We start from the raw sequence: 22,853 nt of genomic DNA on the forward strand, positions 1-22,853 counted from the left end.
CCACACGGAGCGCAGGCGCCGTGCGGAAGGCACCGCTCCGTGGGGGCGCGGGACGGGCGGGGGACGGCGGCGTGGGGCATCTCACGCCGCCCCCCGCGCGGGACGCGGTTTCGGGGGCCCGGGGCGCGGGGACCAGACCTCCGTCCGCCTGAGCGACCGCTTAGGATGAAGGTGGACAGAGCCGTCGACCATCCCGCCCCCAGGAGCGCCCGATGCCAGAAGCCGTGATCGTCTCAGCCGCCCGCTCCCCCATCGGGCGGGCCTTCAAGGGGTCGCTGAAGGACCTGCGGCCCGACGACCTGACCGCCACGGTCATCAGGACCGCGCTCGACAAGGTCCCCGGGCTCGACCCGCGCGAGATCGACGACCTGATGCTCGGCTGCGGGCTCCCCGGCGGCGAGCAGGGCCACAACCTGGCGCGCATCGTGGCCGTGCAGATGGGGATGGACCACCTGCCGGGCTGCACGATCACCCGCTACTGCTCGTCCTCGCTCCAGACCTCACGGATGGCGCTGCACGCCATCAGGGCGGGCGAGGGCGACGTCTTCATCTCGGCGGGCGTCGAGATGGTGTCGCGCTCCGTGAAGGGCACGAGCGACGGGATGCCGGACACCCACAACCCCCTCTTCGCGAGCGCGGAGGCGCGCACGGCCGAGGTCGCCCAGTCCGTCGGTGCCGACTGGCACGACCCGCGCGAGGACGAGCTGCTGCCCGACCCGTACATCGCGATGGGGCAGACCGCGGAGAACCTCGCGCGGTGGAAGGGCGTGACGCGCGAGGAGATGGACGAGTTCGGCGTCAGGTCGCAGAACCTCGCGGAGGAGGCCCTCAAGAACGGCTTCTGGGAGCGCGAGATCACGCCCGTCACGCTGCCCGACGGCACGGTCGTCGCCAAGGACGACGGGCCGCGCGCGGGCGTCACGCTGGAGGGCGTCTCCGGCCTCAAGCCGGTGTTCCGGCCGGACGGCCGCGTCACGGCGGGCAACTGCTGCCCGCTCAACGACGGCGCCGCGGCGCTGGTGATCATGTCGGACACGAAGGCGCGCGAGCTGGGCCTCACGCCGCTCGCCCGGATCGTCTCCACCGGGGTGACAGGTCTCTCGCCCGAGATCATGGGCCTCGGCCCGGTCGAGGCGTCCCGGCAGGCGCTGCGGCGCGCGGGGCTCACCATGGACGACATCGACCTCGTCGAGATCAACGAGGCGTTCGCGGCACAGGTGATCCCCTCGTACCGGGAGCTGGAGATCCCGCTGGAGAAGCTGAACGTGAACGGCGGCGCGATCGCGGTCGGCCACCCCTTCGGCATGACCGGCGCCCGCATCACGGGCACGCTGATCAACAGCCTCCAGTTCCACGACAAGCAGTTCGGCCTCGAAACGATGTGCGTGGGAGGCGGCCAGGGCATGGCCATGGTCATCGAGCGGCTGAGCTGAGCCGTAGCGAAGCGGTGGCGAAGTCCAGCGCGACCAAGGAAGCGCGCGGCTGAGCTGAGCCGTAGCGAAGCGGTGGCGAAGTCCAGCGCGACCACGAGCGCAGAGCGGCTGGGCTGAGCCGGGCGGCGAACCCGCGCTCCCGTCGTAGGCGAACCCGCGCTCCCGTCGTAATGGAATCTCCCCCCGGATTGTGACCAAGTCCGGGGGGAGATTCGTCTGTGCAGGTCAGCGGCGGGCTGCCGGATTTCCATGGGTCCAAAGACCCGCCCATTTCATGACGTAACGCACTGACGCTCCCCCCGCCGCCACGACAAGCTGAGATAGGAAGACCGGGGGAATCGATGAGTTTGGGGAGTAGTAAGTGAGCGCCATGTCTCTTGCCTTGCTGCTGACCACGGCCGCCGCGACCGCCGTGGGCGCGGCGGCACTCCGCGCGGCCCACGGGCTGCGCAAGGAGGTCACCGCCCTGCGCGGCGACCTGGCCGAGGTCCGCGGCGGCGGGTTCGGCGCGTCCGTACCGCAGGCCAGGACGGGTGCGGCCGAGGCCGGCGACCTGTCAGCCCGGCCGGCGAGCACCACGGTGGACACCGCGGAGGCGATACGCGCGGCCGTGGCCGACGCCCTCGCCGAGGAGCGCGAGCGCGAGCTCGCCGAGGCGCGTGCCTTCTGGGCCGCGCAGGAGGCCCGCGACGCGGCGGACACCCCGTCCGTGCTCGGCGGCCTCATCGGCCCCGGGGTGGACCCCTCCTTCGAGGACGCCGCGTTCTTCATGCCCCGCCAGGCCGACTTCTCGGGCCTTGAGGCCCTCGGGCACGACCTGCCCGACCCGGCGTCCCCGCACGGGCCCGCACACCCCGCCGAGGAGCCGTACGGCGCCGTCGCCTACGACCCCGCCGCCTACGACCAGGTCGCCGACGCGTTCGACGACTTCGCCGGGGTGGAGACCGCCGCGCACGAGGGCCCCGCGGAGGACGCGGTGGAGACCGCGGAGCCGGTGGCCCCCGCGGGTCCGGACGAGTTCCCCGAGGACTCGCCCGAGCTGGCCGCGGCCCGCCGCAGGCACCCCTCGCACCCGGACTTCACGCCGACGAGGACGCCCGTCGTCACCGACCACGAGCGCACGGTCGCCAGGCTCAAGCGGCTGGCAGGCGCGCGCACGCCGCTGTCGGACGTACGTCCCGGGCCGCTGGGCACGCTGGATGTGTACATGTTCGCCGACGGCACGACGCTGTGCATGACCCCTGGCCACCGGGAGACGGCGGAGCGGCTGGCCCGCGCGCTGCGCGAGGGCGGCAATCCGTTCCTGCTGGGCGGCTCGGGCGTCTCCGGCGCGTACAGCCTGACGTTCTCCTGCGGCGCCGACGCGGCCGAAGGCTCCGCCGACGCGGCCGAGGAGCACGTCTACATCCTCGCGGACCGGGTGATCGCGTCGTTGTAGGGCGTAGGGCCCCGCACCTCGGGGGCGCGCGCCTGCGCCTACAGCTTCGCCTCCGCGACGGTGCGCGCGACCGATCTGACGGCCTCGTCCAGCTCCTGCTGGGACGGGGCCGTCCGCAGTGCCTCCACCAGGTCGCCCGCCGCGACGGCGAGCTGGTCGGCGACCACGAAGACGCCGGCGTCCGGCATGATCCGCGGCTGGGCCGCGGGGTCCTCAAGGCGCTGAGCGCGCACGGAAAGCTCCCTGGCCAGCGCGAGCGCCGCGCCCGCGGGACCGCGTCTGAGCCTGCTCTGCGGGGCGGCGCGCAGCCGGTCGGTGAACCGGTCGACGGCCGTCGTCAGCGGTGTCGTATCGAGCACGGGCCCGACCCTACGCGCCCCTGCCACGAACGGTGGGAAAGGGTTCTGGACTGTTGCCAACGGGCGGCCCCTCAGGCACGGTGTCGTTAACGGCTGCTTCTTCGGCAGCCGCCGCTGCACCAGTACGCGCGACGCGTCCGGAGGCGCCGATGTCCCTTGTCTTCTCCGAAGAGACCCATCGCAATCTGCTCTCCCACATCCCGCAGCGCACCGGCAGGCCGGTGTCGGAATGGCTCCGCACGCTCGACGAGGGTCCGGCCCTCGTCCGCTTCGAGGAGAAGGTCAGCTGGCTGAGGGGCGAGCACGACCTCTCGTACGGGCACGCGAAGGCGATCGTCCACGAGCACGAGTTGCGGCGGGCGGCGCGCCGCCTGCTCTGACCGCCGCGGCGCGGCGTCCGCAGGCACTCGACGGACACCGCGCGAAGGGGTCCGCGGGCGTGCTGCCCGCGGACCCCTTCGCGTGTCATGGCCCCGGTGTCACACCGCGGCCCGTGCCCCGTGCGTCAGTTGTTGTTCTGGAGGATCGAGAGCACCCGCAGGATCTCCAGGTAGATCCAGACGAGGGTCATCGTCAGGCCGAAGGCGGCGAGCCAGGACTCCTCGCGCGGCGCGCCGTAGGCGACGCCGTCCTCGACCTGCTTGAAGTCGAGGGCGAGGAAGCACGCGCCGAGCAGGATGCCGACGATGCCGAACGCGATGCCGAGGCCGCCGCTGCGGAAGCCGAGGCCGTCCCCGTGGGTGAAGACGGAGAACAGCAGGTTGACGGCCATCAGGATCAGGAAGCCCATCGCCGCGGCCATCACGAACCGGTAGAAGCGGCCGGTGACCCGGATCCACCGCATCCGGTAGGCGATGAGGGTGCCCGCGAAGACGGCCATCGTGCCGAGCACGGCCTGGATGACGACGCCCGACGCGATGTAGGTGCTGACGACGCTGCTGAGCACGCCGAGGAAGACACCTTCGAACGCGGCGTACGCCAGGATCAGCGCGGGCGTCGGCCTGCGCTTGAACGACTGGACGAGGCCGAGCACCAGCGCGACGAGCGCCGCGCCGACGGCGATGCCGTAGGACCTGCCGAGGTTGGCCTCGTCCACCGGCAGCAGCAGCCACGACAGGACGGCCGTGACGACGACCGCGCCGAGCGTGAGTGCCGTGCGGGAGACGACGTCGTCCATCGTCATGGCGCCGGACCTGCCGGCGGCCTGCCCGTAGGGGTCCGCCGCGTACGGGTTCGTCGCGTACGGGTTGGTGCCCACGGCGGTGCCCCCGGCCTGGGGCGCCGTGTTGAATCCCGCGTACCCGGCGCGCGCACCGGCGTCACGGGTGAAGCCCCGTCGTGAGAAGACCGGGTTGCTGCTCCTCATCTCACTCCTCCATGACCGCCCTGCGCGGTCTCGCGTCAAGGGTAATGCGAAGGCAAAGAGAAACGTCTCGTCCCCACGGAGGATCATGCACGATCGTGACATCGTCGTACCGCGATAGCCGCGGTGTCCGCCCGTGCCTGACCGCCCTCGCCCCTGCCCGTTCGGATGACTTCCTCGCGTGTCCCCTTGCCGGGACCCAGTCTGCCGTGCGCAGGCCCCTTTCGCGATGATCTCCGATCCGCCGCGCGGCCACGCCCGCACGGGGCTGACGAAACGGTGACGTCCGAGCCGTTGCGCGTGCCGCCCCGCGCCCTGTGCCGCACGGCGGCCGCCGTGCGGCACACGTGACGGCGCGGGCGCCCTCTCCTGCACGGGCGCGCAACCGGCCCTTCCTGCCGTGATCGCCGGCGCGGGCCCGTGGTGCCAGGCCCGCGCGCGGGGCAGGGCGGGCCAGGCGGTGGAGTCGGTCGCGGCGGCCGAGCGGGTCCGCACGGCGTGCTCGCCCTGCGGGATCGGCTGCGGCATCGTCCTCGACGTGGCCCACGACGTAGCCCGCGACGCCGCCGGCAGGCGGCGCGCACCTCTGCGTCCGCGGGGACGCCGGCCGGACGGCGAAGGACGTGGACCTGGCGCCGCGCGCCGCCGCCGTGGCCCGCGGCGGGCTCACCGAGGAGGAGGAGGCCCGCCACCTGGCGGACCCCGCCGCCGCGCAGCGCTCTGCGTCAGGCGTCTACCGAGCCTCCGGCACCCGGCCCACCCCGACGTAGAAGGAGCTGTCGGCGGACTCGGGCGCGGGCCCCGTCCTGTACCACTCGGTGGCCCGCACCAGACCGGGCTCGACCAGGTCGAGCCCGTCGAAGAAGCGGGCCACCTCGGCGCGTGACCGCAGCGCGAGGGAGATGCCGCCCGAGCGGTAGGTGCCGGACACCTCGGCCGCCAGGTCCGGGTGGAAGTCGCCGGTGCCCTGCGTCAGCACGAGGAAGCTGCCGGGCGCGAGCGCCTCGGTGAGGGTGCGGGTGATGCCGTACGGGTCCTGGCCGTCCGGCACGAAGTGCATCAGCGCGATCAGCGAGAGGGCGATGGGCCGGTCGAAGTCGAGCAGCTTGCGCGCGTACTCCAGGATGGCCTCCGGCTCCCGCACGTCGGCCTGGAGGTAGTCCGTGGCACCACCGGGCGCGGAGACGAGCAGCGCCTCCGCGTGCCGCAGCACGATGGGGTCGTTGTCCGTGTAGACGACGCGACAGGCGGGGTTCACGCCCTGCGCGACCTGGTGCAGGTTGGGCTCGGTCGGGATGCCCGTACCGATGTCGAGGAACTGGTCGACGCCCGACTCGGCGAGCCAGGCCACGGCCCTGCGCATGAACGCCCTGTTCGTGCGCGCGTCCACCCGCGCGTGCGGCGGCAGCCGCCGCGCCACCTCGCGGTCGACGGGATAGTTGTCCTTGCCGCCGAGCAGCCAGTCGTAGACCCGTGCCGGATGGGGCTTGCTGGTGTCGATGGTCATCGAGCGGCTCCTGTGGATGCGGCGAGCGCCTGTGGAGCACATCATCCCACCGGTGCCCGGGGGGCGGTGGGGGGTTCACGGGCGACGGGTCCCCGACGGCCCGGGACACCGCGGCCACCCCGCGCCGGAGGAGGTGATTCCTGTCCCCTTCAGGGCCCTCTCGGCCCCTTTCGCGCACCTACGCTGATGGCATGAGCGATCAGCCTTCCCCGGCGGGCGGCCCGGCGGAACTCCGCGCTTTCCTGCGCTCCCGCCGCGCGCGCATCACCCCGGAACAGGCCGGCGTCCCCGCGGGGCCCGGGCCGCGGCGGGTGCCGGGACTGCGCAGGGAGGAGGTGGCCGCGCTCGCCGGGGTCAGCACCGACTACTACGTACGGCTGGAGCGCGGGCGGAGCCCGCACGTGTCCACGGCGGTGCTCGACGCCGTCGCCCGCGCCCTGCGCCTGGACGAGTCGGAGCGCGAGCACCTGGTGGCCCTGGCGAGGCCGCGGCCCGTGCGGGCGCGGCCGCTGCCCGTGCAGAGACTCGCGCCGGGTCTCGGCCAGGTCCTCGACAGCGTGCGGGACCTGCCCGCCATGGTGACCGGCAGGCGCCAGGACGTCCTGGCGGCCAACCACCTGATGCGCGCCCTCTACCTCGACTTCGACGCCCTGCCGAGCCGCGAGCGGAACATGGCGCGCTACGTCTTCCTCAACCCGCACGCCCGCTCCCTCTACGCGGACTGGGAGCACGCGGCGCGCGGCGTCGTCGCCGGCCTGCACCTGTACGCGGGCCGCCACCCCGACGACCCGCGGCTCGCCGAGCTCGTCGGTGAACTCTCCCTGCGGGACGAGGACTTCCGCCGCTGGTGGGCCACGCACGAGGTGCTGCGGCACGCCCACGGCACCAAGCGCTACCACCACCCGGTGGTCGGCGAACTCACCCTCCACTACCAGGCCCTGACGCCCGCGGCCGACGGCGAGCAGGTCCTCGGCCTCTACACCGCAGAGCCCGGCTCGGCCTCCGCGGAGGCCCTGCGCCTCCTGGCGAGCTGGGCCGCGCCCTCCCCCGCCGCGGACGCGCCCGCGCACCGCGCCGGGGACTGAGGCTCCCGCCCCTCCCGCCCCACCGCCGTCCCGCCGCGCAGGGAAAACCGTCCCGCCACGCACGGCAGACCCCTCGGGGCGGCCGTCCGGTCATCCAGGCGTGCCGCCGCGCCTCGCCGTGCCCGCATCCCCCACGCCCCGGGTTCCCCACCCGGGTTCCACTGCCCGCGTCCGCGAACGGAGAAGGAAGAATGAGCGAGAACACCGGCGCCCGGCGGCTCGGCCGGGTGCGCCTCACCGGACTCGAAACCTCGCAGCAGGGCCTCGGCCGCATGGGAATGAGCGCGTTGTACGGCCCCACGGACTGGGACGGGCGCCATCGGCACGATCCACCGCGCCATGGAGCGGGGGTGGCACTCCTCGACACGGCCGACGTGTACGGGACGGGGCACAACGAGGTGCTCGTCGGCCGGGCCGTCGCCACCGGGCCGCTGAGGCGCGACGCGGTGCAGATCGCCACCACGTCGTTCGGCGTCCTCGAAACCTGCGACCACACCACGCACTTCAACGGGCAGACCACCCTCGCCTTCGACCCGGCGGACCCGGACCTGGCCACCGGCGAGAGCCACTGCCTCGCGCACCACGTGTGGACGGAGGACGGCACCCGCACGCTGCTGGTGATGTCGATCCGCGATCTCGACACCTTCGCCCGCCGCGAGGGCCGCCGGCTGTTCGTCGACCGACGCCTCGTCATCGACTGGACGGACAAGCGGCCTTCGCGGGCCGGCTGACGCGGCCGGGCCGGGGTGGTGACGGAGAGGTGGTGCCCGGAGCCGGACTTGAACCGGCACGCCCGCTGAGGGGCAGCGAGGTTTAAGCTCGCCGTGTCTGCTTTCCACCATCCGGGCGTGGCGCGCGGCTCCGCGTTGGCTCACGAGCCTATCGGGATGCGGCAGTTCAACAACGAGCCGCGAACCCGATCTTGTCTTATTTTATTGGCGTCTGAGGGAGCGTCAGCACGGGGGCAAGGCCATGGGCACATGCCGGAGGCGTGCGGCCCGCCCGGGTCGGCCGTCCGGAGTGGGCACCGGAATGACGAAAAGTCGCCGCCCGGTCACTCTGAGGATGCGTCACCGTGCGTCACGTGACACGGCCGCGCGGGCGCGATCTCCCCCCGTGGACCGCTCGCGGCGCCGCCTCACGGCGCGGGCGGGACCGGCCGGGCCGGCGGGTCCCGCGGGCCCGCACGGCGGGGCGGCTCGCACCGGGGAGCGCACGGGGACCCGTACGCGGCGCTCTGCTTCGGCCGGGGCCGCGCCGCCGGGCGGGCGGGGCGGGGGCCGTCGTGCAGGGGGGTGGCGGTCGCGGGCACGGGGGATCCTTCCGCTGATGTCGGGGTGGTGACGGAACGGTGCGGAGCCTGCACCCAGCGTAGGCACGTAAGGGTCCGTACGGAAGTTCGTCTCGGCACCCGATCCGGGCGGGATCCGGAGTGGGTCCTACCGGTCCGGGTCCGGAAGGGGCCGCGGCGGCGGGCAGGTTGGCCCGGGGAGGCCCCTGGCCCCCGGCCCCGGCCCCGCCCCGTCTGAGCGCGGGCCCCGCCTGAGCACCGGCCCCGCGTCCGCCGGGCCCCGCGTCCGCCGTCATACCGCAGGGGGACACCCGGGGGCGGGCGTCCGACCGGAGTCGGCCCCGGGAACGGACACGCAGGCGGACGATCCGCGGGCGCGGGGACGGAACGATGGAGCCGTTCCCTCCCCTCCCTCACCCCCAGGAGCCCGCCATGACCATGTCGCCACCCCTCGGACGCACGGACGTCGCCGCGGCGCGCGCCGTCGGAGTCTCCAAGGTGTACGGGGCGGGCGACACGCGCGTCGTCGCCCTCGACCGGGTCTCCGTCGACTTCCGCCAGGGCGAGTTCACCGCGATCATGGGGCCCTCGGGGTCCGGCAAGTCCACGCTGATGCACTGCGTCGCGGGGCTCGACACCTTCAGCGAGGGGTCGGTGCGGATCGGGGACGTCGAACTCGGCAGCCTCAAGGACAAGCAGCTCACGCGGTTGCGCAGGGACCGGATCGGCTTCATCTTCCAGGCGTTCAACCTGCTGCCGACGCTCAACGCCATCGAGAACATCACGCTCCCCATGGACATCGCGGGCCGCAGGCCGGACCCGGAGTGGCTGGAGCGGGTCGTCACGATGACGGGCCTCGCGGGCCGCCTCAAGCACCGGCCGACGCAGCTCTCCGGCGGCCAGCAGCAGCGCGTCGCCGTGGCGCGCGCCCTGGCCTCGCGGCCCGACATCGTCTTCGGCGACGAGCCCACCGGCAACCTCGACTCCCGTGCGGGCGCCGAGGTCCTCGGCTTCCTGCGCGGCTCGGTGCGCGACTTCGGCCAGACCGTCGTGATGGTCACCCACGACCCGGTGGCCGCCGCCTACGCGGACCGCGTGGTCTTCCTCGCGGACGGCCGCGTCGTGGACGAGATGTACGAGCCGACCGCGGACGGCGTCCTCGACCGGATGAAGGCGTTCGACGGCCGCGGCCGGGCCGCCTAGGCACCGCAAGGACCACCCAGGCACCCCCTACCCGACCGCCCGACTCTCCCTGGACCCCGCCATGTTCCGTACCTCCCTGCGCAATGTCCTCGCCCACAGGGCGCGGCTGCTGATGACCGTGCTCGCCGTGCTGCTCGGCGTGGCGTTCGTCTCCGGCACGCTGGTGTTCACCGACACCCTCGGGCGTGCCTACGCCCACCAGTCCGCCAAGGACTACGCGGGTGTGGCGGTCGCCGTCTCCGCCGACTCCGCGCACCCGCTGACCGCGCACGACCTCGACCGGCTGCGCGCCGCTGACGGTGTCGCAGGCGCCACGGGACGCGTCAGCGGCTTCGCCGGGGTCGCCGACCGCGACGGCGGGCTCATCGGCACCGAGTGGTCGCACCAGGGCGGCAACTTCGCGCCCGGCGCGCACGGCACCGACCCGGCGTACCGGCTGCGGCAGGGCCACGGCCCGCGCACCGCGCACGAGATCGCCCTCGACCGGCACTCGGCGGCCACCGGGCACTACCGCGTCGGGGACCGCGTGCGGGTCGCCACCGACGGGCCCGTACGCACCTACACGCTGGCCGGGGTGTTCACCACCGACGACGGCGCGGTGGACGCGGGCGGCAGCCTGGTCCTGTTCGACACGGCCGAGGCGCAGCGCCTCTACCTGCCGGCGAAGGGCGGCGCGGCCGGCGGCCGGGACGCGTACGAGAGCGCCTCACTCACGGCCCGCCCCGGGACCCCGGACAGCGCCGTGCTCGCCGCGGTGAAACCCCTGCTGCCGAAGGGCGCGACCGCGCAGACCGGCAGGGCGCTCGCCGACGAGGACGCGCGGGCCGCGGCCCGCGCGCTGTCCTCGCTCAACCAGATGCTGCTGGCCTTCGCGGGCGTCGCCCTCTTCGTCGGGATCTTCCTGATCTCCAACACGTTCACGATGCTCGTCGCCCAGCGCACCAGGGAGCTCGCGCTGATGCGCGCGGTCGGCGCGTCCCGGCGGCAGGTGCGCAGGTCGGTCCTCGCGGAGGCCGGCGTCGTCGGTGTCTTCGCCTCGGTGATCGGGTACGGGCTCGGCCTCGGCCTCGCCGCCGCCCTGCGCTCCGTGACGGGCTCCTTCGGCGCACGGGTGCCCGCGGGCCCGCTGGTGGTGGGCGCCGACTCGGTGGCCGCCGCCTTCGCCGTGGGGGTGCTGGTCACGCTGGTCGCCGCGTGGCTGCCGTCCCGCCGCGCGGCGAAGATCCCGCCGGTCGCGGCGATGGGCAGCGCCCACCTCCCCGCGCCCACCCGCTCCCTCGTCGTGCGCAACTGCTGCGGCGCAGCGCTCTGCGCGCTCGGCGCGGTCGCCGTCGCGGGCGGTGCCTCGGCGGGCGGCAGCGACGGCAGGACGCTCATCGGCGGGGGCGCGTTCCTGCTGCTGATCGGCGTGATCGTGCTGATCCCGCTGCTCTCGCGGCCCTCGGTCGCGCTCGTACGGCCGCTGCTGCGCGGCCTGTTCGGCACCCCCGGCATGCTGGCGAGCCGCAACGCGGTGCGCAACCCGCGCCGCACCGGCGCCACCGCCTCCGCCCTCGCGATCGGCCTGACCCTGGTCACCGGGCTCACCGTGATCGGCGTGACGCTCGGCGGCGCGGTCGACCGGATGACCACGGACAGCATGGGCGCCGACTACCTGGTCACGATGGCTTCGGGCGACAGTCTGAGCCCGTCCGTCGCCACCGAGCTGGCCCGCACGCCCGGCGTGACCGCGGTCTCCCCGCAGCAGGCCGCGGACCTCCGGGTCGACGGCGAGTACCACGCCGCCTCCGCGGTCGCCCCGGGCGACGTGCAGCGGGTCCTGACGATGGACGTCGTGGACGGGTCGCTCGACACCCTCGCGCACGGCGGCCTCGCCGTCGCCGAGGACACCGCGAAGTCCAACGGCTGGCACGTCGGGCAGAGTCTGCGCGTGACCTACCAGGACGGCGGGAGGGGCACGCTGCGCCTCGGCGCGACGTACCGCGCCAACTCCTTCCTCTCCCCGCTCGTGGTCTCCACAGCCGTCGTCGCGGGGCACGAGCCGGAGCCGTACGTGCCGGACGTGTGGGTCAGGACGGCGGGCGGCGGCAGCGCGGCCCACGAGCGCGCGGTCGTGCACGCCCTCGGCGACAGCCCCGCCTTCAAGGTGCAGGACAGGGCCGACGTGCGCGCCGAGTACGGCGGCTCCGTCAACACGGCGCTCGGCGTCCTGTACGCGCTGCTCGCGATGGCGTTGGTGATCGCGGTGCTCGGGGTGGTCAACACGCTCGCCATGTCGGTCTTCGAGCGGCAGCAGGAGATCGGCATGCTGCGGGCGGTCGGCCTCGACAGGCGCCGGGTCAAGCGGATGATCCGGGTGGAGGCGGTGGTGATCTCGCTGTTCGGCGCGGTGCTCGGGATCGTGCTCGGCCTGTTCCTCGGCTGGGCGGTCGGCGAGACGCTGAAGGGCTCCCTGCCCGACTACCGGCTGATCGTCCCGTGGGGCCGGATCCTCGTCTTCCTCGGCCTGTCCGCGGTGGTCGGCGTCCTCGCGGCGCTGTGGCCCGCGCGCGGCGCTGCCAGGCTCGACATGCTGACCGCCGTCAAGACGGAGTAGCGCACGGCCGCGGGTCCCGGAGGATCGCCTCCGGGGCCCGCACGCGCCGTCGTCTAGCGCCAGTTGAGCGTGCGCCCGGGCAGGCCGGAGGCACCGGTCTCGGGCGTCTTGACCGCGAGGATCTGGTTGACGCCGATCTTGTTGCGCTCGAAGGACAGCGCGGACGCGGCCATGTAGAGCCGCCACACGCGGGCGCGGCCGGGCGAGGTGACGCGCACCGCGTCCTTCCAGCGCGCCTCCAGGTTCGCCACCCAGCGGCGCAGCGTGAGCGCGTAGTGCTCGCGGATGGACTGCACGTCCCGCGCCTCGAAGCCGGCCTCCTCCAGCGTGGCGAGGGTCCGCCCGACGGGCGCGAGCTCCCCGTCGGGGAAGACGTACGCGTCGATGAACGCGTCGATCTCGTACGCCTCGTCGTGCGCCAGCGGCCTGCGCGCGATCTGGTGGTTGAGCAGCCGCCCGCCGGGCCTCAGCAGGGCGTACAGGTCGTCCGCGTACTCCCTGAACCGTACGGAGCCGACGTGCTCCGCCATGCCGATCGACGAAATCGCGTCGTACGGGCCGTCCTTGACGTCCCGGTAGTCCTGGACGCGGATGTCGACGCGGTCCGTGAGACCGGCGTCGGCGACGCGCTTGCGGGCGTAGAGCGCCTGCTCCCGCGAGAGGGTGACGCCGGTGACGCGGGCGCCGTACTCGCGGGCGGCGTGCAGCGCCATGGAGCCCCAGCCGCAGCCCACGTCGAGCAGTCGGTCGCCCTCGGCGAGGCCGAGCTTGCGGCACACCAGGTCGAGCTTGTCGCGCTGCGCTTCCTCCAGCGTGAAGCCGGGCGCGTCGTCCCAGTAGGCGCACGAGTAGACCATCGAGGGGCCGAGGACCATCTCGTAGAAGTCGTTGCCGACGTCGTAGTGGTGGCTGATGGCCTGCTTGTCGCGGCGCTTGGTGTGCGTGGTGCCCGAGCGGCCCCGCACCTCCTCGGGCGGCGGCGGGGGCGGCGGCAGCGGCCCAGCGAGCCGCAGGAACGCCTTGGCGGCCGCGCGCAGCCTCGGGTCGAGCACGGAAAGCCCGTGCCGCTGCGCGTCGGTGCGCTCCCAGATGTACGAGGAGAGCCTGTCGAGCACCTCGTAGAGGTCGCCCTCGACGTCGATGTCGCCCGCCACCCAGGCGCGCGCGAGGCCCAACTCGCCCGGTTTCCACATCACACGGCGCAGGGCACGGCGGTTGCGGATCACCACGGTGGGGCCCTGCGCGGGGCCCGCGGTGCTGCCGTCCCAGGCTCGGATGCGCACCGGCGGCGGCGCCCCGATCAGCTCCTCGGTCAGAGCGGACAGCCGCGACGCGGCGTCGGCCATGGCGCACACCTCCGTGTTCAGGTCCCGGTTCTTCAACACCACGTAAACACCGCGCGGACCCCCTTGCGATCCCCGCGGCGGGCAATGGGACGGCAAAATAGCTGCCCCTACCACTCACCTTGCCGCCGCGTCGGGCCCCGTCCCCGCTCCCGTACGGACGTGACGCTACCCGGAGCCGGCCGCGTGCGGACATGAGAAGGCCGCCCGCACCACGGATGGCGGGCGGCCTTCTCGGTCTTCGAGCGGTTTCCGGCGCGTCCTTGAGCCGGCCTGAGGACCCTCGGTCCGGTGCGCCCCTGCGGGGGCCGCGCCCGGACGGGGCGGGTCAGCCGGCCTTGGCCGCCTCGGGCTCGGCGGGGGCCGCGGCGGCGGGCTTCGGGGCCGGCTTCGCGGCCTCGTAGAACTCCTCGCGCGGTGTCTCCACGGCGCCGAGGGACACGACCTCGCGCTTGAGGAACATGCCGAGGGTCCAGTCGGCGACGACCCGGATCTTGCGGTTGAACGTCGGCATCGCCATGCCGTGGTAGCCGCGGTGCATGTACCAGGCGAGCCGGCCGCGCAGCTTGATCTTGGTCTTGCCGAGGACGATCATCGCGACGCCCTTGTGCAGGCCGAGGCCGGCGACCGCGCCCTTGTTGGCGTGGCTGTACTCCCGCTGCGGGAAGCCCCGCATGCCGGAGACGACGTTGTCGCCGAGGACCTTCGCCTGGCGCAGCGCGTGCTGGGCGTTGGGCGGGCACCAGGCGTTGGGGTTGCCCGCCTTGCGGCCGACCATGTCGGGCACCTGGGCGTTGTCGCCCGCGGCCCAGATGTAGTCGGTGCCCTGCACCTGGAGCGTGGCGGCGGTGTCGACGTGGCCGCGGGGGCCGAGCGGCAGGCCGTAGCGGGCCAGCGCCGGGTTGGGCTTGACGCCCGCGGTCCACACGATGGTGCTCGCGTCGACCTCAAGGCCGTTGTTGAGGACCACGTGGCCGTCGACGCAGGAGTCCATGCCGGTCTTGAGGTAGACCTCGACGCCCCGGCTCTCCAGGTGCTCCTTGCCCCAGGCGCCCAGCTTCGGGCCGACCTCGGGGAGGATCTTGTCGGCGACGTCGACGAGGATGAAGCGCATGTCCTCGCGCTTGACGTTGGTGTAGTACTTGGCCGCGTCGCGGGCCATGTCCTCCACCTCGCCGACCGTCTCGGCACCGGCGAAGCCGCCGCCGACGAAGACGAAGGTGAGCGCCTTGCGGCGGATCTCCTCGTCGGTCGTGGAGTCGGCCTTGTCGAGCTGTTCGAGCACGTGGTTGCGCAGGCCGATGGCCTCCTCGATGCCCTTCATGCCGATGCCCTGCTCGGCGAGGCCGGGGATCGGGAAGGTGCGGGAGACGGCGCCGAGCGCGATCACCAGGTAGTCGAAGGGCAGCTCGTAGGCCTCGCCGACGAGCGGCGCGACCGTGGCGACCTTGCGGTCCTGGTCGATGGTGGTGACGCGGCCTGTCAGTACCTCAGCCTTGGGCAGCACGCGTCGCAGCGGGACGACGACGTGCCGAGGCGAGATGTTCCCGGCCGCGGCTTCGGGAAGAAAGGGCTGGTACGTCATGTACGAGCGCGGGTCCACGACCGTGACGGTCGCCTCCCCGTAGCGCATCTTCTTCAGAATGCGACGAGCCGCGTACAAGCCAACGTACCCACCGCCTACAACGAGGATCCTGGGACGCTCCGTGGTGCTCATGGCATCGAGTATCCACCTGCCCCCAGGGGGGCACTCGTGAGCCCCTTCACAAGAACGGGTGCGTGGTGTGTTACCCTGCCCGGCACCTCACCGAGGGGCACACAGCCCCCACATCCCTACCGGACGGTACGCGCCCCCTCCGCACCCGCTCTGAGCTGCCACTTGGCCACACGCCCGGCCGCCGGGGCCCCGCGCGGGCCGGCGTCCCGACGCCTGCCCGAAGCGCTCGTTCGTGAAGCCCCCCGCTCCGGGGTGAGCGCCTCCACCCCCTTGGCGTACACGCCGGGCCTGTCGCCGCAAATTTCCTTGTGAAGAACTTCACGAACCTTTGCCCCGCCCCACGCCCCACCGCGTGTACACGCCGGCGCGTACACTGGCCGCATGACCGAGAACACCGCGAACGTACGCGAAGCCCGCGCACATCTCGCCGACCACATCAACCAGGCAGAGCAGGGCGTTCCGACCGTCATCACGCGCAACGGCGCCCCCGTGGCGGCCGTGGTCCCGATCGCGGACTTCGAGGCTCTGGAGGAAGCGGCCGACGTCCTGCTGGCGCGCGAGGCCGAGGCGGTCCTGGCCGAGGGCGGCCCCACCGTGACGATGGCGGAGCTGCTGGCCGATCTGTTCACCGAGCGGGCCGAAGGCGCGGCGTGACGTACGCGTTCCGGTTCACCGCGGCGGCACAGCGGCAGCTCAGGGCCATCGACCGGCCCGCCGCGATGCGCGTCCTCACCGCGCTGACGGCTCTCGGCGACGATCCCTACCGCGAGGACGCCGACATCAAGAAGCTCACCGGCCACTCGGGCCTCTACCGGCTCCGCGTGGGTCCCTACCGGGTCGCCTACCAGATCGACGACGGCGAACTCGTCGTCCTCGTCGTCAAGGTGGGCGACCGGCGGGACGTGTACCGCACCCTGTAGGCCGGTCAGGTCAGGGACCAGGCGATGCCGTCGAGGATGTCGTGTTCGCTGACGGTGACCTCGGAGGCCGCCGCGCGCTCCATGATCGTCTGGAGGATGAGGGCGCCGACGCCGATCACGTCGACGCGGCCCGGGTGGACGACGGGGCTGGCGGCGCGCTGCGCGTGGGTCGCGGCGAGCAGGTCCGCGGTGATCTCCCTGACCCGCTCGTACGGCACGCGGGAGCGGTGGATCACCGTCGAGTCGTACTCGGTCAGGCCGAGCGCGATCGCGCCGATCGTGGTCACCGAGCCGGCGAGACCGACCAGCGTGGCCGCCTCGCGCAGCGGGACGGTCTCGGCCGCCAGGTCGAGGGCGCGCTCGATGTCGGCGCGTACCGCTGCGACCTGTTCGGCGGTGGGCGGGTCGGTCAGCTCGCCGTCGCGCAGCAGGTGGCGCTCGGTGAGGCGGACGCAGCCGATGTCGACGGAGCGTGCCGCCCGCACCCGCGTGTCGCCGAGCACGAACTCGGTGGAGCCGCCGCCGATGTCGACGACGAGCGCCGTCTCGGCCGCTGCCAGCTCCCGGGTGGCGCCGGTGAAGGAGAGCGCCGCCTCCTCGTCGCCGGTGATCACCTCGGGCTCCACGCCCAGGATGTCCACCACGCCGCGGACGAAGTCGTCCCTGTTGGAGGCGTCGCGCGAGGCCGAGGTGGCGACGAAGCGGGTGCGCGAGACCCCGTGGGCCGCGATCACCTCCGCGTACGCGCGGCACGCGGCGAACGTGCGCTCCAGCGCCTCCGGCGCGAGCCGGCCCGTGCGGTCCACGCCCTGCCCGAGCCTGACGATGGTCATCCGCCGGTCCAGGTCGGTCAGCGAACCGGTCGCCGGGTCGACGTCCGCCACCAGCAGCCTGATCGAGTTGGTCCCGCAGTCGATCGCCGCGACCTTGGTCATGCGCCCTTCTCCGTCTCCGTCGTCGCTTCCCGCCCGCACCCTGCGCCCGCGCCGGGTGCCGTCACGCACGGGCCCTTGAGCCACCACTCGGGCAGCAGCGCGATCGCCTCGTCGCCCAGCGGGTTGACGCCGGGCCCCGCGGCGAGCGAGTGCGCCACCAGCACGTGCAGGCACTTGACCCGGTCGGGCATGCCGCCGGCGCTGGGGAAGCCCGCCAGCACCTCGATCGCGTCGCGCCGCGCCAGGTAGTCCTCGTGCGCGGCCCGGTAGGCAGCCGCCAACTCCGGGTCGGTGCCGAGGCGTTCGGTCATCTCCTTCATGACGCCGTTGGCTTCGAGCGTGCCGATGGCGGACGCGGCGCGCGGGCACGTCAGGTAGTACGTGGTCGGGAAGGGCGTCCCGTCAGGCAGCCGCGGCGCGGTCTCGACCACGTCGGGCAGCCCGCAGGGGCAGCGGTGCGCGATCGCGCGCAGACCGCGCGGCGGGCGCCCGAGCTGCGCCTCGAAGGCGGCGGTGTCGTCCGCCGTGGGCGGCTCGGTGCGTTCGGTCTGCGGAGGAGGGGTGTCCATGACTGCTGTGTGCTGCCTTGCTGCTCGTGGTGGGGGCCGCGCGGCGCGGGCCGGTGTGCGGCCTCAGTGTCCCGCGCCGCCGCCCGCGCCGCTGGTGCGGGGCCGGGGTGCGCCCGCCGCGTCCGCGTGGTCGACGTCGTCCCACATGTTCGCGTACCAGGGCCTGTTGGCGGGCCCGACCGCCTGCTGCTCCTGTTTGACCGCGGTAGGGGCGTTCATCGTGTACCCCTTCTCCCCCGGCATGACGAAGTGCAGCCGCTCGCGTGCGAGCCGCTCGATGTACGCGTCGTCCTGGAGCCGCGCCTTCTCGTCCCGCAACTTCTCGACCTGCGCCTTGGCGTCGCGCGCGGTGCGCTGCTGGTCCGCGATGTCGCCCTGCTGCGACACGTACTGCCGCATCGGGTAGGCGAGCGCGACGACGAGGGTGCACAGCACGAGGGCGAGGAAGGCGGCGCGCCCGGTCAGCCGGGAGCGGTGCGCCTGCCTGCGGCTCTGCGAGCGGTAGACGCGCGCCGCGGTCTGCTCGCCGAGGACGCGGAGCCGGGTGGCCGTGGAGAAGCGCTCCTCGCCCCGGCCGCCGCGCGGCGGCCGTCCGGCGCCCGCCGACGCCGCACGGGCGGGCGCGGGACTGGGGTGCGCGGACGGCGCGCGCCCACCCGCGGCGGGTCCGCGGCCACGCGGGACACCCGCCGCACCGGTCGGCGCCCGGCCAGGGGCGCGGTCACGGGGGCGGCGGTCGCCGGCGCCGTCACGCGCTCCGTCCCGGTCTCCGGTCCGTGCCATGGCCACACTCCCCTGTCACCTGTCGTACGCCCGGCGCGCTCCCGCGCACGTGCGCGTCCCCGGACACGGTACGGGACCGCGGCCGGGGACGGTGTGACACGGGCGGGTCTCAGCTCTCCGTGCCGCGGAAACGCGGGAAGGCGCTGCGGCCCGCGTACACGGCGGCGTCGTCGAGGATCTCCTCGATGCGCAGCAGCTGGTTGTACTTGGCGACGCGGTCCGAGCGGGCCGGGGCGCCGGTCTTGATCTGGCCGCAGTTCACCGCGACGGCGAGGTCGGCGATGGTGACGTCCTCGGTCTCGCCCGAGCGGTGGGACATCATGCACTTGAAGCCGTTGCGCTGGGCCAGCTCGACGGCGTCGAGCGTCTCGGTGAGCGAGCCGATCTGGTTGACCTTGACCAGCAGGGCGTTGGCCGCGCCCTCCTCGATGCCGCGCGAGAGGCGCTCGGGGTTGGTGACGAACAGGTCGTCGCCGACGATCTGCACCTTGGCGCCGAGCTGGTCGGTGATGGTCTTCCAGCCGGCCCAGTCCTCCTCGTGCAGCGGGTCCTCGATGGAGACCAGCGGGTACGCGTCGACGAGCTCCGCGTAGTACGCCGTCATCTCCTCGGCGGAGCGGGTCTTGCCCTCGAACTCGTAGCTGCCGTCCTGGTAGAACTCGGAGGCGGCGACGTCGAGCGCGAGCGCGATGTCGCGGCCCGGCACGTAGCCGGCCTCGGTGACGGCCTCCAGGATGAGGTCGAGCGCGGCGCGGTTCGACTCCAGGTTCGGCGCGAAGCCGCCCTCGTCGCCGAGGCCCGTGGACAGGCCCTTGTTCTTGAGGACCTTCTTCAGGGTGTGGTAGACCTCCGCGCCCCAGCGCAGGGCCTCGGAGAAGGACTCGGCGCCGATCGGCGCGATCATGAACTCCTGGATGTCGACGTTCGAGTCGGCGTGCGCGCCGCCGTTCAGGATGTTCATCATCGGCACCGGCAGGAGGTGCGCGTTGGGGCCGCCGAGGTAGCGGAACAGCGGCAGGTCGGACGCCTCGGAGGCGGCGTGCGCCACGGCGAGCGACACGCCGAGGATGGCGTTGGCGCCGAGCGACGACTTGTCGGGGGTGGCGTCCAGGTCGAACATCGCCTGGTCGATGAGGCGCTGCTCGGTGGCGTCGTAGCCGACGAGCTCGGGGCCGATCTGCTCGATCACCGCGAGCACGGCCTTCTCCACGCCCTTGCCCTGGTAGCGGTTCTGGTCACCGTCCCGCAGCTCAAGGGCTTCGAAGGCGCCGGTGGAGGCGCCGGAGGGGACGGCCGCACGGCCGGTGCTGCCGTCGTCGAGGCCGACCTCGACCTCGACGGTGGGGTTGCCTCGGGAGTCGAGGATTTCCCGGGCTACGACGACGTCGATCGACGGCACGAGCATCTCCTTCTGGGAAGTGACGTGGGGAGCGCAGGGTCTGCGTCTGTAGTCCTTGCGCCAAGAGCCTAACCGGCGCGGGCGCCGCCGGGTGCTCCGGGCAGTCCCCACGCCGGGCGGCGGCGCGCGGCACGGCCGGACGAGTGGCCGCCGTCCCGGACCCGGGGCCGTGGGGGTGGCCCCGGGTCCGGGCCGGGCGGCCCGGGGCCCGCCGGGCCCCGCACGCCCGAGCGGCCCGTCCCCGTGCGGGCCGGGCCGCTCGTGCCGGCCGGTGTCGGCCGGTGCGCCGTGGTGTGCGCCTCCCCGTTCGCGCGGCTCCTGCCGCCCGGCCGCAGGGAGGCCGGCCGGGGCCCGCGGCGGGCGGGCCGTGGCCGAGCGGCCCCGCGGGGTCCGCGTGCGGGGCGCGCGGACCGTCAGTGCAGGTGCAGCTGCTGGCCAGGGAAGATCACGTTCGCGTCCTTCACGATGTCCTTGTTCAGGTCGAACAGCTTCTTCCAGCCGCCCTTGACGTGGTGCGCGGACGCGATCTTCGAGAGGGTGTCGCCGGACGCGACCTTGTACTCGCCGTCACCCTTCTTGATCACGGTGGGTCGGGCGGTGCCGCGGCTCGCGGGCTGCGAGGCGCTGTGCTGCTGCACGGGGCGCTGCTGCGCCTTCGGCTGCGCGGGGGCCTGCGGGGTCGAGGTGGTGTGGGTCGTCTCGGCCTGCGCGGCGCCGGAGCCGCCGGGGCCGGAGAGGCCCGTGCCGCAGACCGGCCAGGCGCCCTTGCCCTGGCCCGCGAGGACCTTCTCGGCGACGGCGATCTGCTGCGACTTGCTGGCCTGGTTGGCCTGCGGCGCGTACGCGGTGCCGCCGTACGCGGCCCAGGTGGAGTTCGTGAACTGGAGGCCGCCGTAGAAGCCGTTGCCGGTGTTGATCGACCAGTTGCCGCCGGACTCGCACTGGGCGACCTGGTCCCACTCGGAGACGGAGGCGGCGGACGCCGACGTGGCGGAGAGCAGCGGCACCGCGACTGCGGCGCCGGTGACACCGGCGAGCGTGGCGTAACGGACGGCCTTGGACGGGCGACGGTGCTTGTGGGCCTTGCTGGAACGCAGCATGGAGCATCTCCTCACCGACGCCTGCGAGGTCAGCTGTCGGGTTCGGGCGCAGTGAGTTGCCCGGTCGCGATGGACCACGTGGTGCGTGGTCCGTGCGGTGCGCACCGGCTGTGCGCGCCGCTCGCGGCTTAACCCCTAGCCGGGCCGCTGGGCCGTCCATCCACGGACGGCCTTCCCGGTCCGGCGGCGGAACCTTGGGTCCCCCGCTCCTGCCTTCGGCGCTTGACGCGACGACTGTTCCCGTCGACCGACGGCAGGATTCGGCGTTTCGGTCGACAGGGCCCGCGGTGCGAGCGGTGAAGACCGTAAACATACGACTGTCAGATCTTCAAAGACGGACATACGGGCGGTAAAGCCCAAATCGTTCACCCGCATGGACCCATTTCCCCAGGTGAACCCCGAAACAGGCGAATCTGGCGGCCCATTTCGACCAAACGCCCCGAAGAGACGCTTGTCTCACTTTCACAGAGTCGGACATACGGTGCCGAACTGACAGCGCACGGGGGCCACTTCATGGCCACCCGTGCGCTGTGCGACGGTCCGCGTACCGACGTCAGTTGGCTCCGAGCTCCAGGGTCTGGCCAGGGACGATGTGGTTCGGATCGGACCCGAGCGCCGTCTTGTTCGCCTCGTAGAGCGCGTGCCAGCCGCCCTTCACGCCCTGGCTCGCCGCGATCCCCGAGAGGCTGTCGCCCGCGTGGACCGTGTAGCGGGCCCCGGGGCGGTGCGCGGTGGCGGAGTCCGCTGACGAGGTGTCACCCGATGCGGCGTGTCGCCCGGCCTTGGACTTCTGGGCTGAGGTGCCCGACGCGTGGGTGGCGGGTGGCGCGCCGCGGTGCTTTCCCGCGGTCGCGCCCGGGGCCGGCGCCCCGGTGGCCGCGGGGCTCGCACTGTCCGCCGGCTCCCCGGTGGCCCGGGCCGGGTCCTGGGAAGGGAGCTGCCACAGGGCCTGGGCGTCGCCGCCGGTGTACCGCGGCGCGAACGGGATGCGGATGACGTCCCGCACGACACCGGGTCTGTCGGCGTTGCCCACGGAGCCGACACCACCGGTGGGCGGGAGGACGCCGCCGTCGTTGTCGCGGCTGACGCCCGAAGGGAGGCCGTCGTCGTCGCCCTGCTCAGCCGGGGGTGTGGCGCGGTGCTTGCCGCCGGACGACGGGGTGGCGTGCGACGGCGTGCTGCCGTGCGCCGGGGCGTCGGGGCTCGCGCCGTCCGAGGGCGTGGCGGAGGGGTCGGGCGCGTCGTCGGAGGCGGCGGGCGCGTCGCCCGGGTCCGTGCTCGCCGAGGGGTCGGGAGTGGCCGTGTCGCCCGTGGTGGGGCTGGCGGAGGGGTCCGGCGTGGCGGAGTCGTCCGAGCCGCCGAGCAGGCCGCCGACCACGTCGCCCAGGGTGCCGCCGTCGTCGTCGCCGCCGGACGGCGTCGTCTGCGGCAGGCCCGCACTGTCGGCGCAGTCGGCCCACGTCTGGGAGCCCTGGTCCGTGAGGATCTTCTCGGCGACGGAGATCTGCTGCGCCTTGCTCGCGAGGTCGGGACGGCTCGCGTACTGGCTGCCGCCGTACTGGTCCCAGGTGTCCTGGCTGATCTGGAGGCCGCCGTAGTAGCCGTTGCTGAGGTTGGCGTCCCACTGTCCGCCGCTCTCGCACGCGGCCACCTTGTCCCAGGTCGAGGTGGACGCGGCGCTCGCGCTCGCGGAGGCGAGCAGCGGGATGGCGAGGGCGGAGCCGGTCACCCCGGCGGCCACGACGATCGCGGGCGCCTGGCGGGGTCGACGATGTCGGCCGTTCCCGGACATGCGATTACCTTCCGTGTACG

The 22,853-nt window shown here is 73.5% G+C and carries 19 protein-coding genes, 1 tRNA gene, 1 pseudogene and 1 riboswitch; of the genes and pseudogenes, 9 read left to right on the plus strand and 12 right to left on the minus strand.

Annotation, left to right across the window (positions count from 1 at the left end; translation table 11 throughout):
* Window positions 1–212 precede the first annotated feature (212 nt).
* Together ABEA77_RS11225 and ABEA77_RS11230 are read left to right on the plus strand one after the other, a co-directional pair.
* Window positions 213–1,433 (plus strand): acetyl-CoA C-acetyltransferase, encoded by a 1,221-nt coding sequence (locus ABEA77_RS11225; protein ID WP_345644791.1) that lies wholly within the window; start codon window positions 213–215, stop codon window positions 1,431–1,433.
* A 370-nt stretch (window positions 1,434–1,803) separates the two neighbouring features.
* Window positions 1,804–2,871, plus strand: coding sequence for a hypothetical protein (locus ABEA77_RS11230; RefSeq protein ID WP_425588257.1), 1,068 nt, complete (start codon window positions 1,804–1,806; stop codon window positions 2,869–2,871).
* Window positions 2,872–2,909: 38 nt separating this feature from the next.
* Here the strand turns inward: ABEA77_RS11230 and ABEA77_RS11235 are convergent, their stop codons facing one another.
* A complete protein-coding gene (locus tag ABEA77_RS11235; RefSeq protein ID WP_345644796.1) occupies window positions 2,910–3,230 on the minus strand; it encodes a hypothetical protein in 321 nt (106 codons plus the stop codon).
* 149 nt (window positions 3,231–3,379) lie between these two features.
* On the opposite strand from ABEA77_RS11235, the gene ABEA77_RS11240 reads away from it, so the two are divergent.
* Entirely contained in the window at window positions 3,380–3,610 is a 231-nt protein-coding gene (locus ABEA77_RS11240; RefSeq protein WP_345644799.1) for a DUF4287 domain-containing protein, read from the plus strand.
* Window positions 3,611–3,735: 125 nt separating this feature from the next.
* On the opposite strand, the gene ABEA77_RS11245 is transcribed toward ABEA77_RS11240, so the two are convergent.
* Together ABEA77_RS11245 and ABEA77_RS11250 are read right to left on the minus strand one after the other, a co-directional pair.
* Window positions 3,736–4,596 carry a Bax inhibitor-1/YccA family protein gene (locus tag ABEA77_RS11245; RefSeq protein ID WP_345644802.1) on the minus strand — a complete coding sequence of 287 codons (861 nt, stop codon included), beginning with the start codon at window positions 4,594–4,596 and terminating at the stop codon, window positions 3,736–3,738.
* A gap of 730 nt (window positions 4,597–5,326) precedes the next feature.
* Entirely contained in the window at window positions 5,327–6,100 is a 774-nt protein-coding gene (locus ABEA77_RS11250; protein ID WP_345644805.1) for an SAM-dependent methyltransferase, read from the minus strand.
* 191 nt (window positions 6,101–6,291) lie between these two features.
* Between ABEA77_RS11250 and ABEA77_RS11255 the strand changes: the two genes are divergently transcribed.
* Together ABEA77_RS11255 and ABEA77_RS11260 are read left to right on the plus strand one after the other, a co-directional pair.
* Complete coding sequence (locus tag ABEA77_RS11255; RefSeq protein WP_345644807.1) at window positions 6,292–7,185, plus strand: helix-turn-helix transcriptional regulator; 894 nt, start codon at window positions 6,292–6,294, stop codon at window positions 7,183–7,185.
* Between the two features lie 191 nt (window positions 7,186–7,376).
* The gene (locus tag ABEA77_RS11260) at window positions 7,377–7,916 is read left to right on the plus strand and encodes an aldo/keto reductase (RefSeq protein ID WP_345644809.1); all 540 of its coding nucleotides are present in this window, start codon (window positions 7,377–7,379) and stop codon (window positions 7,914–7,916) included.
* Between the two features lie 30 nt (window positions 7,917–7,946).
* Here the strand turns inward: ABEA77_RS11260 and ABEA77_RS11265 are convergent.
* Window positions 7,947–8,033: transfer RNA gene (locus ABEA77_RS11265), tRNA-Leu, on the minus strand.
* Window positions 8,034–8,908: 875 nt separating this feature from the next.
* Between ABEA77_RS11265 and ABEA77_RS11270 the strand changes: the two genes are divergently transcribed.
* Both ABEA77_RS11270 and ABEA77_RS11275 read left to right on the plus strand, forming a co-directional pair.
* Entirely contained in the window at window positions 8,909–9,679 is a 771-nt protein-coding gene (locus ABEA77_RS11270) for an ABC transporter ATP-binding protein (protein ID WP_345644811.1), read from the plus strand.
* Window positions 9,680–9,740: 61 nt separating this feature from the next.
* Window positions 9,741–12,275: an ABC transporter permease gene (locus ABEA77_RS11275; RefSeq protein WP_345644814.1), complete on the plus strand. Its 2,535-nt coding sequence runs from the start codon at window positions 9,741–9,743 to the stop codon at window positions 12,273–12,275.
* Window positions 12,276–12,328: 53 nt separating this feature from the next.
* On the opposite strand, the gene ABEA77_RS11280 is transcribed toward ABEA77_RS11275, so the two are convergent.
* Together ABEA77_RS11280 and ABEA77_RS11285 are read right to left on the minus strand one after the other, a co-directional pair.
* Complete coding sequence (locus tag ABEA77_RS11280) at window positions 12,329–13,621, minus strand: class I SAM-dependent methyltransferase (RefSeq protein ID WP_345644888.1); 1,293 nt, start codon at window positions 13,619–13,621, stop codon at window positions 12,329–12,331.
* A gap of 325 nt (window positions 13,622–13,946) precedes the next feature.
* Window positions 13,947–15,335: an NAD(P)/FAD-dependent oxidoreductase gene (locus ABEA77_RS11285; protein WP_345644816.1), complete on the minus strand. Its 1,389-nt coding sequence runs from the start codon at window positions 15,333–15,335 to the stop codon at window positions 13,947–13,949.
* A gap of 381 nt (window positions 15,336–15,716) precedes the next feature.
* Between ABEA77_RS11285 and ABEA77_RS11290 the strand changes: the two genes are divergently transcribed.
* Window positions 15,717–15,989, plus strand: coding sequence for a type II toxin-antitoxin system Phd/YefM family antitoxin (locus ABEA77_RS11290; protein ID WP_345644818.1), 273 nt, complete (start codon window positions 15,717–15,719; stop codon window positions 15,987–15,989).
* On the plus strand, window positions 15,986–16,255 hold the full coding sequence (locus ABEA77_RS11295; RefSeq protein WP_345644820.1) for a type II toxin-antitoxin system RelE family toxin: 270 nt from the start codon (window positions 15,986–15,988) through the stop codon (window positions 16,253–16,255). Before ABEA77_RS11290 ends, ABEA77_RS11295 begins: the two co-directional genes overlap by 4 nt.
* Window positions 16,256–16,260: 5 nt before the next feature.
* On the opposite strand, the gene ABEA77_RS11300 is transcribed toward ABEA77_RS11295, so the two are convergent.
* The 6 genes and pseudogenes from ABEA77_RS11300 to ABEA77_RS11325 form a co-directional block, all read right to left on the minus strand.
* A complete protein-coding gene (locus ABEA77_RS11300) occupies window positions 16,261–17,190 on the minus strand; it encodes a Ppx/GppA phosphatase family protein (RefSeq protein WP_345644822.1) in 930 nt (309 codons plus the stop codon).
* On the minus strand, window positions 17,187–17,759 hold the full coding sequence (locus ABEA77_RS11305; RefSeq protein ID WP_345644824.1) for a DUF501 domain-containing protein: 573 nt from the start codon (window positions 17,757–17,759) through the stop codon (window positions 17,187–17,189). The genes ABEA77_RS11300 and ABEA77_RS11305 overlap by 4 nt, the downstream gene beginning before the upstream one ends.
* Window positions 17,760–17,822: 63 nt before the next feature.
* Window positions 17,823–18,332: pseudogene (locus ABEA77_RS11310) on the minus strand (FtsB family cell division protein); the annotation flags it as partial.
* A 319-nt stretch (window positions 18,333–18,651) separates the two neighbouring features.
* On the minus strand, window positions 18,652–19,947 hold the full coding sequence (gene eno, locus ABEA77_RS11315) for a phosphopyruvate hydratase (protein WP_345644826.1): 1,296 nt from the start codon (window positions 19,945–19,947) through the stop codon (window positions 18,652–18,654).
* 407 nt (window positions 19,948–20,354) lie between these two features.
* Complete coding sequence (locus ABEA77_RS11320; RefSeq protein ID WP_345644827.1) at window positions 20,355–21,041, minus strand: transglycosylase family protein; 687 nt, start codon at window positions 21,039–21,041, stop codon at window positions 20,355–20,357.
* Window positions 21,042–21,044: 3 nt separating this feature from the next.
* Window positions 21,045–21,272: riboswitch (cyclic di-AMP (ydaO/yuaA leader) on the minus strand.
* 322 nt (window positions 21,273–21,594) lie between these two features.
* Window positions 21,595–22,833 carry a transglycosylase family protein gene (locus ABEA77_RS11325; protein WP_345644828.1) on the minus strand — a complete coding sequence of 413 codons (1,239 nt, stop codon included), beginning with the start codon at window positions 22,831–22,833 and terminating at the stop codon, window positions 21,595–21,597.
* Window positions 22,834–22,853 lie beyond the last annotated feature (20 nt).

The organism is Streptomyces tremellae (genome assembly GCF_039540215.1).
Classification (GTDB): domain Bacteria; phylum Actinomycetota; class Actinomycetes; order Streptomycetales; family Streptomycetaceae; genus Streptomyces; species Streptomyces tremellae.